At 71.2% G+C, this 14642-nt stretch carries 12 protein-coding genes; 6 read left to right on the top strand and 6 right to left on the bottom strand.

The window, feature by feature from the left end; genetic code table 11:
• Positions 1-31 precede the first annotated feature (31 nt).
• Complete coding sequence (locus IEY87_RS22275; protein WP_189140656.1) at positions 32-1237, top strand: FAD-dependent oxidoreductase; 1206 nt, start codon at positions 32-34, stop codon at positions 1235-1237.
• A gap of 103 nt (positions 1238-1340) precedes the next feature.
• Here IEY87_RS22275 and IEY87_RS22270 read toward each other — a convergent pair whose 3' ends face one another.
• Positions 1341-1913: a TetR/AcrR family transcriptional regulator gene (locus IEY87_RS22270; protein WP_225277245.1), complete on the bottom strand. Its 573-nt coding sequence runs from the start codon at positions 1911-1913 to the stop codon at positions 1341-1343.
• A gap of 177 nt (positions 1914-2090) precedes the next feature.
• Between IEY87_RS22270 and IEY87_RS22265 the strand changes: the two genes are divergently transcribed.
• Entirely contained in the window at positions 2091-2453 is a 363-nt protein-coding gene (locus tag IEY87_RS22265) for an ester cyclase (RefSeq protein ID WP_189140654.1), read from the top strand.
• A 622-nt stretch (positions 2454-3075) separates the two neighbouring features.
• Here IEY87_RS22265 and IEY87_RS22260 read toward each other — a convergent pair.
• Positions 3076-5307 (bottom strand): alpha/beta fold hydrolase, encoded by a 2232-nt coding sequence (locus IEY87_RS22260; RefSeq protein ID WP_189140653.1) that lies wholly within the window; start codon positions 5305-5307, stop codon positions 3076-3078.
• On the bottom strand, positions 5307-6212 hold the full coding sequence (locus IEY87_RS22255) for an ABC transporter ATP-binding protein (protein ID WP_225277244.1): 906 nt from the start codon (positions 6210-6212) through the stop codon (positions 5307-5309). The genes IEY87_RS22260 and IEY87_RS22255 overlap by 1 nt, the downstream gene beginning before the upstream one ends.
• A 153-nt stretch (positions 6213-6365) precedes the next feature.
• Between IEY87_RS22255 and IEY87_RS22250 the strand changes: the two genes are divergently transcribed.
• The 3 genes from IEY87_RS22250 to IEY87_RS22240 all read left to right on the top strand — a co-directional run bounded on the left by IEY87_RS22250 (position 6366) and on the right by IEY87_RS22240 (position 8728).
• Positions 6366-7517, top strand: coding sequence for a sensor histidine kinase (locus tag IEY87_RS22250; RefSeq protein WP_225277243.1), 1152 nt, complete (start codon positions 6366-6368; stop codon positions 7515-7517).
• A complete protein-coding gene (locus IEY87_RS22245; protein WP_189140651.1) occupies positions 7481-8140 on the top strand; it encodes a response regulator in 660 nt (219 codons plus the stop codon). The genes IEY87_RS22250 and IEY87_RS22245 overlap by 37 nt, the downstream gene beginning before the upstream one ends.
• Before the next feature lie 294 nt (positions 8141-8434).
• Positions 8435-8728: a hypothetical protein gene (locus IEY87_RS22240; protein WP_189140650.1), complete on the top strand. Its 294-nt coding sequence runs from the start codon at positions 8435-8437 to the stop codon at positions 8726-8728.
• Positions 8729-8897: 169 nt separating this feature from the next.
• On the opposite strand, the gene IEY87_RS22235 is transcribed toward IEY87_RS22240, so the two are convergent.
• Together IEY87_RS22235 and IEY87_RS22230 are read right to left on the bottom strand one after the other, a co-directional pair.
• On the bottom strand, positions 8898-9443 hold the full coding sequence (locus IEY87_RS22235; protein WP_189140649.1) for a dihydrofolate reductase family protein: 546 nt from the start codon (positions 9441-9443) through the stop codon (positions 8898-8900).
• On the bottom strand, positions 9440-10030 hold the full coding sequence (locus IEY87_RS22230) for an NADPH-dependent FMN reductase (RefSeq protein WP_189140648.1): 591 nt from the start codon (positions 10028-10030) through the stop codon (positions 9440-9442). The genes IEY87_RS22235 and IEY87_RS22230 overlap by 4 nt, the downstream gene beginning before the upstream one ends.
• A 72-nt stretch (positions 10031-10102) precedes the next feature.
• Between IEY87_RS22230 and IEY87_RS22225 the strand changes: the two genes are divergently transcribed.
• Positions 10103-13189 carry an AfsR/SARP family transcriptional regulator gene (locus tag IEY87_RS22225; RefSeq protein ID WP_189140647.1) on the top strand — a complete coding sequence of 1029 codons (3087 nt, stop codon included), beginning with the start codon at positions 10103-10105 and terminating at the stop codon, positions 13187-13189.
• 55 nt (positions 13190-13244) lie between these two features.
• Here IEY87_RS22225 and IEY87_RS22220 read toward each other — a convergent pair whose 3' ends face one another.
• Entirely contained in the window at positions 13245-14303 is a 1059-nt protein-coding gene (locus tag IEY87_RS22220; RefSeq protein WP_189140646.1) for a DUF4037 domain-containing protein, read from the bottom strand.
• Between the last annotated feature and the right edge of the window lie 339 nt (positions 14304-14642).

Here is a 14642-nt window from a genome sequence, read left to right as displayed (position 1 = left end):
CGGCGCTCCCCGCACGGGAACGAGGAAACGCATGAACACCAGCCACCACCCGATCGCCATCGTCGGCGCCGGCCTCGGCGGCCTGACCCTCGCCCGGGTCCTGCACGTCCACGGCATCCCGGCAACGGTCTACGAGGCCGACCCCTCGCCACAGTCCCGCACGCAGGGCGGCCAGCTCGACATCCACGAGGACGACGGGCAGCGCGCGCTCGCCGACGCCGGCCTCACCGGCGAGTTCCGCGCGATCATCCACGAAGGCGCCGAGGCCCTGCGCGTGCTCGACCAGCACGGCAAGCTGCTGCACGACGCCCCCGACGACGGCACGGCGCGGCGTCCCGAAGTGCTCCGCGGCGACCTGCGCCGGATCCTGCTCGACTCCCTGCCCGGCCGGACGGTCCAGTGGGGGCGCCGAGTCACCGGTGTCCGGCCTCTCGGCGACGGCCGGCACGAGCTGACCTTCGCCGACGGCTCGACCGTGACCAGCGGTCTCCTCGTCGGCGCCGACGGCGCCTGGTCGAAGGTCCGCCCGCTGCTCTCCGACGCCAAGCCCGAGTACATCGGCACGACGTTCATCGACACCTACCTGCACGACGCCGACGAGCGGCACACGGCGACGGCCGAGGCGGTCGGCGCCGGCGCGATGTACGCGCTGACGCCGGGAAAGGGGATCATCGCGCACCGCGAGGCGGGGAACATCCTGCACGTGTACGTCGAGCTGAACCGGCCCGTCGAGTGGATCGCCGGCATCGACTTCACCGATGCCGCCGCCGCGACCGCTCGGGTCGCGGCCGAGTTCGACGGGTGGGCACCGGAACTCACCGCGCTGATCACCGACGGGGAGACCGCTCCGGTCGCGCGCGTGATCCACGCGCTCCCGGACGGTCACCGATGGGAGCATGTGCCCGGCGTGACGCTCCTCGGCGATGCCGCGCACCTGATGCCGCCGTCCGGCGACGGCGCGAACCTGGCGATGTTCGACGGCGCCGAACTCGCCAAGGCGATCGCCGCACACCCCGGCGACGTCGAAGCGGCACTCATCGCCTACGAGAAGGCGCTGTTCCCCCGCAGCGAGCCCTTCTACGCCGACGCCCACGACATGCTGGACCTCTGCCTCGGCGACCGCGCCCCGTTCGGGCTCCTCGACCTCTTCAACGGTGTCCCCCAGGGCGTTCCCCAAGGCGTTCCTCAGGGCCAGGACGGCCCTCCGCTCCCGAACGTGTCCCCAGCCGCCCGATAGCTGGTCGCCGGCCCTCAGTCGTTGCCGGCCATTCTGATTCCGAGGACGTCGTGAGAGGAGAGATCCTTGGCTGGGTGGCGGGTGGAGCTACCTGGCCCCCCTGTCATCGGGATGGGGGCCGCAGTCCGTCGAGGATGATCTGGGCGATGTGTGCGGAGCGCTCGCGGCTGGTGTCCGCGTCGGCGTGCCGGATCGCGGCGAAGGCGCCGGCGACGATCGCCATCACCTCGTCCGCTGTCACGTCGTGGCGTACGACGCCGGCGCGATGGGCGCGATCGAGCAGGTGTGCGACCTGGTGCGTGAGGTCGGCGGCGGCGTCCGGAGCGGCGTTGCGCAGGTCGAACTCGGCGGCCGTGAGGGCGCTCTTCACCGTCGCGTTCTCCGCGCCCGAGGCCATCATCCGGGACAGCAGCGTGAACAGGGCGGCTGGATCGTCGGTAGCGGCGAGTGCCTCTCCCTCAGCGACCAACTGCCTGATCCGGTCGATCGCGACGGCGAGGTAGAGCGCTTCCTTGGTGGGGAAGTGCCGGTGGACGGTGCCTGGACCGACGCCCGCGCGGCGGGCGATCTCGTCGAGCGAGATGCCGAGGCCCTGTGCGGCGAACAACTGCTGCGCGGTCCGAAGGACCTGCTCACGATTGCGGCGCGCGTCGGCCCGTAGCTCCCGGTCGTTCACGGGAGCCGTCGACCCGGCTGGATGGGGTTGAGGCGTTCGACTGGACATCTCACTCCCCTAGATTAACCGGGGCGTCGCCCCGTATGCTGCTCGAAGATAAGCGGGGCGAAGCCCCGGTTGTGAGATCGCGTCGTTCCACCCTGAGGCAGGCCCATCGGACACGAGGAGGTCCTTTCCATGACCACACGCGAGGAAGCCGGCGCCCTAGTGCTGCGGATGCAGGAGTGCTTCAACACCCGGCAGTTCGACCAGGCCGCCGAGCTGTTCACCCCCGACTTCCTCAACCACCCGCTGGGCGCCACCGGGTTCGAAGCGGGCAAGGAGGCCTGGGTCCAGATCGTTGCCCGGTTCCCTGCCATGCGCGTCGTCGCCGACGACATCTTGATCGACGGTGACAAGGTGGCCATCCGCTCATCCGTCGAGGGGATGGCGGCCCCGGGTAGCGACCTCTGGCCCGTGCTCATCGAGATCTTCCGCTTGGACAACGGCCGACTCGCCGAGACCTGGGGCGTCACCGAGGGCCCGGACCCACGCCACTGAGGCCCCGCAGTCTCACAACGGCCTCCGGCGGATCAGCCTCGCCATACCGACGCCCCACCCACGTCTGCAGCCGGTCGGACGCGAGGCTATCGCCCGCGCTCACGCCCGTGCCTGCCAGGAGGCCACCAGCCGCTCCGCTTACCCGCCGAACAGATCCACCGCCGGCCCCAACGCCTTCGCCCGCCGCAGCTTGACGATCTCTTCCAGCAGCGTCTCCAGCCCCAGTTGCCCAGGATCGGGCTTCAGCTCCCACGGAAACCCATCCCCACCTCCCTGCGACTGTCCTGAAGCTCCAAGAGCCACACGCTCGGTTCGCCCTCGTTGTGATTGTGGAGTTCGTGGTGGTTTTTTGCCTCTTAGAGGCCGTCGCCTTTACATTGTAGATCAATAGAAAGGTGTTGCTCGGACCTACGTCGTCGCGCTTCCCAGCCGTACCGTTGGGCACCGAGCTGATGAGTATCCCCGCCTCCTGCCACGAGAGTCGATGTTCACCACAAGCTCGCACGTGAAGGTGGGCAGGGACCGGTCTTGCGGGCGTCCACGATGCTCCCCGAGCGCGGGGGCGTTGCGTCTTGGGTGGCATGATGCGCGGGGCTCGCCACCTCGTGTTTGCTCGGATTGACTAGCTCGTGGTCGGCGGTTCGCAGGCGGTGCCAGGAGGGGGCAGGCGAAGGTAGGTGAGGTAGCGGTTGGCGTGGGAGATCGTGCACTGGTTGCCGGAGAGGTAGAGGCCGTGCCCGTGACCGTTGTAGCGGACCGTGGACGAGCCGGGCACGGCCTTCACGATGTTGGCCACGACGGCATGGTCGGTCCAGGTGCCGGCGCCGAGTAAGGGCGGGAGCCTGTCGGCGGGCAGCGGGGCGGCGGGGTTGGTGACGGGGGCCGGCCAGCCGACGCAGGCGAGCGGATGCCAGAGCTGGTTTCCGGCGAAGTTGGGGGAGATTCGTTCGCCGAGCCTCTTCATCCGCCGGAACTCCTCGTAGCTGCCGAAGGCGAGTCCGTCGGTGCAGTGGGTCACGTTCATGCCTCTGAACGAGGGCACCTTCAAGCTCTTCGTGACCGGCTCGACGATGTCGGCGAAGCCGGAGGCGTCTCCCCGCACAGCCTGGTCGATGGCCCTGGCGAACCGCTGCCAGTGGGGGGAGTCAGGTGCGGGGCCGGGACTGGTCACGTCCGCCGAGGCGGTGACCTTGAGGTCGAACCCGCTGTAGGTGACCCGCTCCCCCTTCACCGGCACGGGCGAGCGGTCGGCGGCGGCGGTGAGGGCGCGCCAGACGGCACCGGCGTCGCGCCCGTGTAACGCGCATAGGGCCGCCGACTCGCACCACGCCGCGAACCGGGCGAACTGCGCCTCGATCGACTCGGATCTCAGCCGGGCTCGCGTGGCGTGGTCGGCGAGGTGGTCGACAGAGCCGTCGAGGTACAGGGCGCGGACACGGTCGGGAAACAGCCGGGCATAGGTGGTGGCGACCACGCCACCGTAGGAGGTGGCGACGAAGCTCAGCGTGTCCTCGCCGAGCGCCACCCGAATCGCTTCGATGTCCCTGGCCACCGAGCCTGAGTCAAGGTTGTCGAAGTATTCGGGGTCGCTCCTCCGGCATTGCTCGGCGGACGCCCGGTTCCGTGCGGCCAGCCGGTCGTATGCGGCACGGCTGCCGGGAACGGTGATCCAGGGGCCGGTGGACAGACACGCGAACGGGATGACACCGAGATCCGTGGTGTTGCGCGGCGCGTCGCTGACCACGTCGAACCGCTGCCGCAACGTGCTGAAGCCGCCACCCCTCTTCTTCAGATCCTCGATGCCCGAGCCGCCCGGTCCGCCGGGGATGGCGAACACCGTGCCGATCCTGCGGTGGGTGCCGGTGGCCGGCAGCCGGGCGACTTGGATGGAGACCTTCCGCCCGGACGGTTTCGACCAGTCCACGGGCACCTCGATCGATGCGCACTCCAGCTCTCCGCCGCACGACTTCCACGGCAGCGTGGACGCCGCCGCGCCTGACGGAATCATCATCACCGAGGCCAGCAGCGCGGTCAGCAGCCCTCCTACGACCAGCGGTTTGGCCCCGCGGCCCCGGACAGCGATCGCGACCGCTCCCCCGGTGAGCGCCACCACCGGGTAGGCGAGCAACACGGCGCAGGCCGCGAGCGGAGAAAGGATGCCCGGTGCTGCTCCGGCGATGATCTGGTCCGGCAGGTTCTCCACCATGAAGGAGCCGATCCACGACCGCCACGGTGAAGGCAGTGTCTGCGCCACCACCGGCAGGACGAACAGAATCATGATCAGCGCGACCAGCGAGCCCGCGGTGGAGCGGATGACCGCCCCCAGACCGAGCCCGACCAGGGCGACCAGGGGCATGGCGGCCCCGGCCACGAGCAACCCGGTCAGCACTCCCGGATCGGACAGCGACGCGCCGAGGGTCTGACCGTCGAGCAGGACCTGCCCGGCGCGATCTCCCAGCACGGCCCGCGCGGCGACATGCATGGCGAAGACGAGCGCCTGCCCCGTGACCAGCGTGACGGCGACCAGCGCCGGGATCTTGCCGAACAGGAAGCGCTGCCGCCTCGGCACGACCACCAGGCTCGTATGGATATGGCCAGTGGCGTATTCGGAAGTGATGGACAGGGCGCCGAGCGCGGCCATCACGAAGCAGGCGACCGGCAGCCCGGTGCCCAGCCCCGCGCCCATGCTCTCGAACACCAGCCGGTCATCGCCCGTCTGGTTGTCGAAGCCTCTGGTGACCATGAACATCACCCCGGCGCAGAGCAGCACGGACAGCGTCGAGAATGCCAGCAGGTACAGATTGGATCTCAGTGAACGCAGCTTCAGCCATTCGGAGACGATCACGTTGGTCATCAGGCGGCCTTTTCCGCGCCGAATTCGACGCTTTCCCCGGTCAACTCCATGAACGCCTCTTCGAGCGAGGCGCTGCGCGGCGTCAGCTCGCGCAGCGCGATCCCGCTCGCGAGGGCCAACTCGCCGATCCGTGCGGGGGAAAGGCCGTTCACCGACAGCCCATCCTCCTCCTCGGACACGCTCGCGCCATCCGCCCGCAGCACAACGGCCAGCGTCCGCTGGTCGGCCGCCCGGACCAGCACGCCTCGCTCGAAGCGCTCGACCAGCTCCGGCATGGTGGTGTCGGTGATCAGCCGGCCGCGCCCGATAACCACGACGTGGTCGGCGATGAGCGCCATCTCGCTCATCAGATGGCTGGAGACCAGCACGGTGCGGCCCTCGCCCGCCAGCCGGCGCATCAGCATGCGGAACCACCGGATGCCCTCGGGATCCAGCCCGTTGACCGGCTCGTCGAACATCAGCACGCCGGGGTCGCCCAGCAGCGCGGCGGCGATGCCGAGCCGCTGGCGCATGCCCAGCGAGAACCCGGCGATCCGCCGGCCGGCGACCTCGCCCAGCCCCACTTGCTCCAGCACCTCACCGACCCGGCCGCGGCCGATGCCGTTACTGCGGGCCAGGCACCACAGGTGCGCGGCGGCGGTCCGCCCGCCGTGCACCGCGGCCGCGTCGAGCAACGCGCCCACCTGGCGCATCGGCTCCGTCAATGAGTCGTACGGCCGATCGCCCACGAGGGCGATCCCCCGGTCGGGCGACTCCAGCCCGAGGATCACCCGCATGGTGGTGGACTTGCCCGCGCCGTTGGGACCGAGGAAACCGGTCACCAGGCCCGGCTTCACCGTGAAGCTCAGGTCGTCGACCGCCAGCGCGTCGCCGTAGCACATCGTCAGGCCGCTCACGTCAATCACAGGCATCCTCTCGTTTCGGTATCGGCCTCCAGTTTTGAGGTGCCGCCCGGCTTCCTCCATCGCCCTGCGCCCACCGCGAAGGTAGGCTTTCGCCCTCCGCGTGGTAGGGCTAGCTCCCTCGCCTGCGCACCGCCGAGCGGGCAGACTGCTGGCGTGCGCAGGATCCGTCTCATCGTCGAACCCCCCACTGGGCTGCTGCTTAACGCCGTCACCGGAGTGGCGGCATGGGTGCTGCTCGTCCTGCTGGCAGCGGGGGCGGTGTCACTCCCGCTCGGCGGGCCGGGGCGGCGCCTGCTGTCGCGCGTGCTCGGCATGGCCCGAGCCCTGACGGGCGTGCAGCGGGCGCGGGCGGCGCAGGTGCTCGGGCACGAGATCCTGGAGCCGCACCCGCAGGACCGCACCGCCCGCGAGGTCGCGTGGCTGGCCGTACACGCCGTCGTCGGACCGGCCTGCCTGGTCTCCGTCGGCGCGACGCTGTCCGCCGCGATGGCGATCGTCAGGCTCCGTACGGCGGAGAACGGCCTGTCGGTGACGCTCAACCTGTCGCTGGCCATCGTGGCTCTCACCGCGATCGGGTTGGCCGCCGTCCCGTTGTTGCACACGCTCCAGGCGCGCCTGGCCGAGCGGCTGCTGGGGCCCGCGTCCTCCCTGGCGGGACGGGTCAGGGCGCTGACCGAGTCGCGGGCGGCGGCGGTCGACGCGCAGGCGGCCGAGGTGCGCCGGATCGAGCGCGACCTGCACGACGGCGCGCAGGCCAGGCTCATCTCCATGCGGATGACCCTCGGGCTGGCCAAGAGCGAGAGCGACCCCGATCAGGTTCGCGAGCTGGTGCGGGAGGCATGGGAGTCGGCCGGGCAGGCCCTGGCCGACCTGCGCGACCTGGTGCGCGGCATCCACCCGCCCGTGCTCGCCGACCGGGGGCTCGCCGGTGCGATCCAGGCCGCCGCGCTCCTCTGTCCGATCCCGGTGCGGGTCGACATCGATTTACCCGCCCGCCCGGAGCCGCCCGTCGAGTCCGCCGTGTACTTCGCGGCCGCCGAAGCCCTCACGAACGTGGCCAAGCACAGCGCCGCCACCTGGGCGTGGGTGCGCCTGCGCCACTCGGGAGGCGTTCTCCGGCTGGCGGTGGGCGATGATGGACGCGGCGGCGCCCGCCCGTCGGCCGGCACCGGCCTCGGCGGCATCCGGCGGCGCCTGTCGGCCTTCGACGGGACGCTCATCGTGCACAGTCCCCCGGGCGGCCCAACCGAACTCACCATGGAGCTACCGTGCGCGTTGTCATCGCCGAAGATCTCGCACTCCTGAGAGACGGCTTGGTCCGCCTGCTGTCGGCGCACGGTTTCGAGGTGGTCGAGGCCGTCGACAACGGCCCCATGCTGCTCGACGCGCTGATCCGGCACCGGCCCGACGTCGCCGTGATCGACGTGCGGCTGCCCCCGACCCTGACCGACGAGGGACTGCGGATCGCCCTGGAGGCACGTCAACGGCAACCGGGGCTGCCCGTGCTGATCCTTTCGCAGTACGTCGAGCAGCTCTACGCCCGCGAGCTGCTGTCCGACCGATCCGGCGCGGTCGGCTACCTGCTGAAGGACCGGATCGGCGACGTCGAGCAGTTCGTCGAGTCGGTGCGCAGGGTGGCGGCGGGCGGCACCGCGATGGACTCCGAAGTGATCTCTCAGCTCCTCACCCGCCGTGGCAGGGACGAGCCCCTTGGCGAGCTGACCCCGAAGGAGCGCGAGGTGCTCGCGATGATGGCCGAGGGCATGTCCAACGCCGCGATCGCCACCCGCCTGTTCGTCACCGACAAGGCGATCGGCAAGCACACCAACAACATCTTCACCAAGCTGGGGCTGCCGCCTTCCGATGACCACAACCGCAGGGTGATGGCGGTTCTGGCCTACCTGGAGGCAGACCCGAACCCCAGCTGACAGGAGTGGCAGTCATCGTGAACTTCGTGGTCGGACACAGATGGGGGTAAAGAGCGTTGATGACTGCGAATTTAACGCCCCAGCGCCTTTACAATGTAGATCACATGATGGCGGGCGTCAGCGGAGTCCGTTCTAGGTCGCGCGTTCGTCGCAGGCGGGATCGTCGACGGTCTCTGTGGTGCCGTGAGCAGGCCGATGGTGCCGTGCGTGGAGCGGTGGGTAGTGTCGTCGGCTGTGCGGTGGGTGGTGTTGCCAGGTGCTCCGCCAGGTGCTCCGCCAGGTGCTCCGCTAGTGATGAAGGCGACCCAGACCTGGTGCACGTTGTCGGCCACGGCCTGCGCGGGCGCCTCTCCGAGGCGCGAGCCCACCTCGCGCGGGCTCACGTTCTCGACGACGTACGGGATCTCCACCGCGTGGAAGGCACCGAACCGGTGGCGGTCGGCGGGATCGGAGGGATCGAAGCGGTACGTCCAACGTCGGCACCTTGGCGTGCACGGTGCCTGCGACTTCCTGGTTTCCGGCCTGGCCCCCGGCACCAGCCGTGACCCGCGCGATCCGGACGGTGCCGAAGATGACGACGAAAGCTGACGACCTCCGCCGGCATGGTGAAACTGTCCACGGTGGCCGAACCGGCACCCCAGCGGGTGGGCCTCGATTGCCCTCCACGACGCCGGTGGCCGTCGGCGGAATCCGCTGGCCGAGGCGGGTTCGCAGCGGAATCCGCTGATCGGGGCGGGTTCGCGGTGGTCGTGCTGGTCTACTGCTCGGGCTGGTAGACCAGGATGACCAGGCCGGAGCTGAAGGTCCTGTTCTCCAGCAGCTTCAGCTTCGTCTTCGACTCGCGCCTGAACAGCGGCTCACCCTCACCGACGATGAGGGGGTGCACCCACAGGTGGTACTCGTCGAGCAGCCCGGCCTGCGACATCGCGTCGGTCAGCCGCCCGTTGCCGTAGATGATGATGTCGCCGCCCGGCTGCTGCTTGAGCGCGGTGACCTCCTCGACGAGGTTCTCGCCCCTGATGATGGTGGAGGTGCCCCAGATGTCGGCCTTTTCCAGAGTGTCGCTGACCACGTAATGGTGCATGCCGTTGATCCGGTCGGAGAACTCGTCGCTGGGCCTGGTCGGCCAGACCGACGCGAACCCCTCGTAAGTGGCCCGCCCCGACAGCAAGGCGTCCGACCTGCGCATCAGGTCCAGGGCGTACTGGTTGGCATCGTCCGTCCGGTAGTCGAACGACCAGTTCTGCGGGTCGTCGATGTAGCCGTCGAGCGTGGCGTAGGTCGACGCGATGACTTTCCTCATTGTTCTCTCCAGGGGTGATCGTTTCTGGCGTCCCGTAGCGCACGGGCCCACCATGACAGCTGGTCAAGCGTGATTCCGGCCGCCGCATGGCAGCTCGCGCCCCGTTTGGGCCAGGAGCCGTCGGCGTCGAAGAGATCCCAGTAGCAGGGCAGGCTGACCGCCTCGGTGACGGCCACCGCCCGCAGCACGGCGAAGATCTCACGGAGCTGGGCGACCGCGTGCAGGCCGCCCGACTCCCTTCCGTACGACACGAAAGCGACCGGTTTGGCCTGCCACTCCGCGTCGTACCAGTCGATGGCGGTCTTGAGCGGTGCGGGGAAGCTGTGGTTGTACTCGGGGGTCACCACCACGAAGCCGTCCGCCGCGGCCAGCCGTGGAGCCAGTGCCCGCACCTGAGCCGGCGGCTCCTCGTCCTCGTCGGTGAGGACGTCAGGCAGCCGGGCCTCGGCCAGATCGACGACGTCGACCTCCAGCTCCCGTCGCCTGCGGGCCTGGGCGGCGAACCACTCGGCCACCGTCGGGCCGAACCTGCCGCTTCTGGTGCTACCGATGATCACCGCCACCCGCAGCCGTTCGTCGCTTGCCATGTGACCACTGTGCTGGGCGGCCCTTACCGGTTCCTTCCACCGCGCTTACCGCTCCGGCATAGGGTGACGGTCATGCGGTTTGGGGTGCTTGGCCCGCTGATGGTGTGGGACGCGGACGGCGTGCCCGTCACGATCCGTGGGCTGAAGGTCCGCGCGCTCCTGGCCGACCTGCTCCTGCACGAGGGCCGCCCGGTGTCGGCCGACCGGCTGGTCGACGACCTGTGGGGAGATGACGCCCCCGCCCATCCGTCGGCCACGTTGCAGGTCCGGGTCTCACAGCTGCGCAAGGCGCTGGGCGATCGGAGCCTGGTGGCGCACCGGCCCGCGGGCTACTTGCTGCAGGTGGAGGTGGACGCGGTGGACGCGCGCCGGTTCACCGAGCTCACCAGGCGGGCCCAGGCGGCGAAGGACCTGGGAACGCGGGCCGCGCTGCTGGCCGACGCGCTGGCCCTGTGGCGGGGCCCGGCGTTCGCCGATTTCGCCGACGAGGAGTTCGCCAGGGCGGCGATCGCCCGGCTGGAGGAGCAGCGCCTGACCGCCGTGGAAGCGCACGCCGAGGCCCGGCTGCAGCTGGGAGAGCACGCCCTGCTCGCCGGGGAGCTGGCCGAGCTGGTGGCGCGGCATCCGCTGCGTGAGCGGCTGCGGGCCGTACACCTGAAAGCCCTGTATCGGGCCGGGCGGCAGAGTGAGGCGCTGGAGAGTTACGCCGACCTGCGTGAACGGCTCGGCGAGGAGCTCGGGCTGGACCCCGGCCCCGAGCTGGCCGAGGTGCAGCGGGCCATCCTCGCCCAGGACCCTGACCTCGCGCCGGCGGTACGGCACGCCACCAACCTGCCCGCTCCGCTCACCGAGCTGATCGGACGGGACGAGCCGGTGGCCGCGGTTGCCGCACAGCTCGGGACGCATCGGCTGGTGACGCTCTGCGGGTCCGGCGGGGTGGGCAAGACGCGGCTGGCCGTGGAGACGGCGGGCCGGCTGGTCTCCGCCCACGCCGACGGGGTCTGGCTGGTCGAGCTGGCCGCCATGCCCCGGTCCGGCGAGGTGGCCGAGCTCGTGATGGCGGTCATGGAGATCCGCGACCCGGGCGGCGAGCCGCTCTCGGCGAGCGACCGGCTGGCGCGGGCGCTGCGCAACCGGCGGATGCTGCTGGTGCTGGACAACTGCGAGCACGTCGTGGAACAGGTCGCGGACCTGGCGGAGGCGCTGCTGCGGGCCGCGCCGGAGCTCCGCATCCTGGCGACGAGCAGGGAGCCGCTGGCGCTGCCCGGCGAGGTGGTGTGGAACGTGCCGCCGCTGGAGCACGGCAGCGCGGTCCGGCTGTTCGCGGCCAGGGCGGCGGCCGCGCAGAGCGATTTCCGGCTCGACGACACGACCGCCCCCGCCGTCTCGCTGCTGTGCAGGCGGCTGGACGGGATCCCGCTGGCGCTGGAGCTGGCTGCCACCAGGGTGCGGGCGCTGGGCGTGGACGGCCTGGTGGACCGGCTGGACGACCGCTTCAGGCTGCTGGCGACCGGGCATCGGGGCGCGCCTCCCCGCCAGAAGACGCTGACCGCCATGATCGACTGGAGCTGGGAGCTGCTGACCGAGCAGGAGCGGCTCGTGCTGCGCCGCCTGGCCGTGCACGCCGACGGGTGCGTCCTGGAGGCGGCCGAGGCCGTGTGCCCCGGCGACGGCGTGGCCGCCGAAGACGTCCTCGACCTGCTCGCCCGCCTCGTCGACCGGTCGCTGGTGGCCAGGGCGGGAAACCGCTTCCGCCTGCTGGAGTCCGTCGCCGCCTACTGCGTGGACCGCATGCGCGAGGCGGGCGACCTGCACGAGGTACGGCACCGGCATCACGCCTATTACACCGAGCTCGCTGAACGAGCCGCCCCCCACCTGCACGGCCCCGGCCAGCGCCGGTGGCTCGGCCTGCTCGACGCGGAGGCCGCCAACCTCCGCGCCGTCGTGGACGGCGCCCACCCGGAGCTGTCCCTCCGTCTCGCCCAAGCCCTCACCTGGTACTGGTACCTCCGCGGCCGCCTGACCGAAGCCGGTCGCTCCCTCGAAACCGCCCTCACCGCAGCGGATGGCGGGGGGCGGTCTGCGGCGAGGGCGTGGCTGATGGGCATCTCCGTGCTGAAGGGCGGGAGTGCCGCGTGGGAGGCACACCGGGAGCAGGCGGCGGAGGTTCTCGCCGGGGAGCTGGGCGAGCGGGCCAGGGCCGCGTGGTTCCTGGCCTCCGCGCTGGTGGACCTGGGGGAGATGGAAGCCGCCGAAGACCTGCTCGACAGGGCTCTGGAGGCCCTGCGCGCCGCGGGTGACCGGTGGGGCGAGGCGGCGGCGCTGAGCACGCGCGCCCAGTTCGCGCACGTACGCGGTGATCTGGCCGTCCTCGAGCGGGCGGCGACCACAAGCGCGGAGCTGTTCGCCGAGCTCGGCGACCGATGGGGTCAGCTGCAGGCGTCGGGCTGGCTGGGCGGCCTGGCCGAGCTGACCGGCGACAACGACCGCGCCGCCAGGCTGCACGAGGAAGGCGTGCGCAGGGCGGAGGAGCTGGGCCTGTGGCCGGAGGTCAGCGGTCAACTCGCCTGGCTCGGCTGGACCCACGTGCAACGCGGCGACTACGCGACAGCCTGGAAGCTGTGCGAGCGCGCCCTCCGCCTCGCCACGGAGCAGGACTACGCGGGCGGCGAGATCCTCGCCGAGATCGGCCTCGGCTACGCCGCCCGCCGTCGGGGCGAACTCGATCTCGCCGAGAAACACCTCGGCAACCTGGTACGGCGGGCGAGGTCAGGAGGCGGCGCCGAGCCCCTGTACCTCTCGATGGTCCTGGTCGAGCTGGGCTTCACCGCCGAGGAACGCGGCGACGCCGACGCCGCCCGCGCCCTGCACCTGGAGGCGTACGGCGCGGCACGCAAGCTCGACTCCCCGCACAGCGCGGTCGCCGCCGCGGAGGGTCTGGCCGGGGCCGTGGCCCTCGCGGGCGCCCACGCCCACGCCGCCCGGCTCCTCGGTGCGGCGGCCGCGTCCCGCGAGGCCACCGCCCTCCCCCGGTCCCCTGCGGAACGTGCCGACGCCGACCGGATCGCCGCGACGTGCCGCCGGATCCTGGGTGACGAGATCTTCACCGCTGAGTACGCCGCCGGCCGCCACCAGACCCTGGACGAGACGATCACCTGAGGAAGCACCTGCTCGGTGGCCGGCGGTAGCGTGTTCGCGCTGGTCCCGCCGGCGATCAGGCGGTGAGGCCCAGGGCCGCGGCGGTCACCGTGCGGGCGCTGCCCGGACGTACGAGCAGGTCGACGGAGTCGGAGAGCTGGTCGACGCATCCCACTGGCGGCAACTGCTTGATCACCGGGTCGGAGACCCCGGCCATCAGCGCGTCGGCGAACCGGTCGCCGCCGATCACCTGGAACGGCCGGTCGTGGAAGCCGCGCACCCGCTCGTCGAGCCGCCCGGCCAGCCCGATCCGGTTCTGCAGCGCCGCCAGCCGGGTGTACGCGTCCGACAGGCCGTCCTGCCGATCCCACCACGACCGGGCCGCCAGCGCCGCCCCGAGGGACTCCCCCAGCTCGGTGGAGCCGGGCATCCGGGCCAGCGCGCTGCCGAGCCATTTGGCGTACGGCGGGTAGCGCCGGCGCAGCAGCAGCGCCAGGCGCATCACGTCCCGGGCCAGCCGTGCCCCCTCGACGGCCGAGCCGAGCTCGTCGCCCACCTCGCCGCAGCGGCCGGGGAACGGCTCCTCCTGAGCGATGCGCCGCCACTGACAGGCGAGGACGTAACGCCACACGTCCTCGGGATACCAGCGCAGCGCCCGCCGGACCGCCTCCAGCCCGCCCGCCGAGGACGGCTCGTCCGCCAGCCCGTCGTGGAACACGTCGCCCTGGGTCACCTCGGCCAGGCGCTGCCACGGCACCGACAGCCAGTCCAGCAGCGACATGCCCCGGCGCGGGTCGAACCCGAGCTGCCCCGCCAGCCACTCCCCCAGCTCGGCGACCACGACGCCGGGCCGTACCTCGCCGTGGTAGTCGAACACGGTGGCCAAGCCTCGGAAACGCGCGGGCAGCCCGGCGGCGACCTCGGCCTCGACGGCGGTCACCAGCCCATCGGGGACGAAGACCAGCACCCGGGGGCCCCAGTCATGATCGGCGGACCGGCTCGTGTCGAAGGACAGCACCTCTGAGCCCGGCCCGATCAACGCGGCACTGTGCGGCACCCCGGCCAGCAGCGGCGCCACCGCCTCGGCGTAAAAGGCACGGGACAGTTCGATACCAGGTACGAAATCGGTCATCATTCGTCCACTGTGCCTGACCACCCCGCGAAGCTCATCCGATTTACGTGCGGCCAGGTCAGCGGGCGGTCAACCGCAGGTCATGGCGTACGACGCCGGCACGGGGCGGCGGCGACAGCCGAGGCGCTCGTAGACGGCGGTGGCCGTGAGGTTGTCGTCGTCGACCATCAGGGTCGCCCGCCCGTGCGCGGCGACACCGACGGCGCCGACCAGGCATCAAGGCCACGACCGACGTTGGCGCCGATGGTGCGCGCGTTGTCCGCCGCGTGTCACCGTCCATCGACGGCGCGACCTGTGATGCCCCCATGACACGGCGCGGACGAGGCGGGGACACGGCTGGCC

Origin of the sequence: Nonomuraea glycinis (assembly GCF_014646515.1) — a bacterium.
GTDB classification, from domain to species: Bacteria; Actinomycetota; Actinomycetes; order Streptosporangiales; family Streptosporangiaceae; genus Nonomuraea; species Nonomuraea glycinis.
The sequence above is the reverse complement of the archived record's forward strand: the minus strand, read 5'-3'. Positions and strand labels throughout refer to the sequence as shown.

Bases quoted from the DNA above. Each gene is read 5' to 3' on its own strand.
- IEY87_RS22275 (WP_189140656.1), top strand. From the start codon at position 32: ATGAACACCAGCCACCACCCGATCGCCATCGTCGGCGCCGGCCTCGGC.
- IEY87_RS22265 (WP_189140654.1), top strand. From the start codon at position 2,091: ATGACCACACGCGAGGAAGCCGGCGCCCTAGTGCTGCGGATGCAGGAG.
- IEY87_RS22260 (WP_189140653.1), bottom strand. From the start codon at position 5,307: ATGACCAACGTGATCGTCTCCGAATGGCTGAAGCTGCGTTCACTGAGA.
- IEY87_RS22240 (WP_189140650.1), top strand. From the start codon at position 8,435: ATGAAGGCGACCCAGACCTGGTGCACGTTGTCGGCCACGGCCTGCGCG.
- IEY87_RS22235 (WP_189140649.1), bottom strand. From the start codon at position 9,443: ATGAGGAAAGTCATCGCGTCGACCTACGCCACGCTCGACGGCTACATC.
- IEY87_RS22230 (WP_189140648.1), bottom strand. From the start codon at position 10,030: ATGGCAAGCGACGAACGGCTGCGGGTGGCGGTGATCATCGGTAGCACC.
- IEY87_RS22225 (WP_189140647.1), top strand. From the start codon at position 10,103: ATGCGGTTTGGGGTGCTTGGCCCGCTGATGGTGTGGGACGCGGACGGC.
- IEY87_RS22220 (WP_189140646.1), bottom strand. From the start codon at position 14,303: ATGATGACCGATTTCGTACCTGGTATCGAACTGTCCCGTGCCTTTTAC.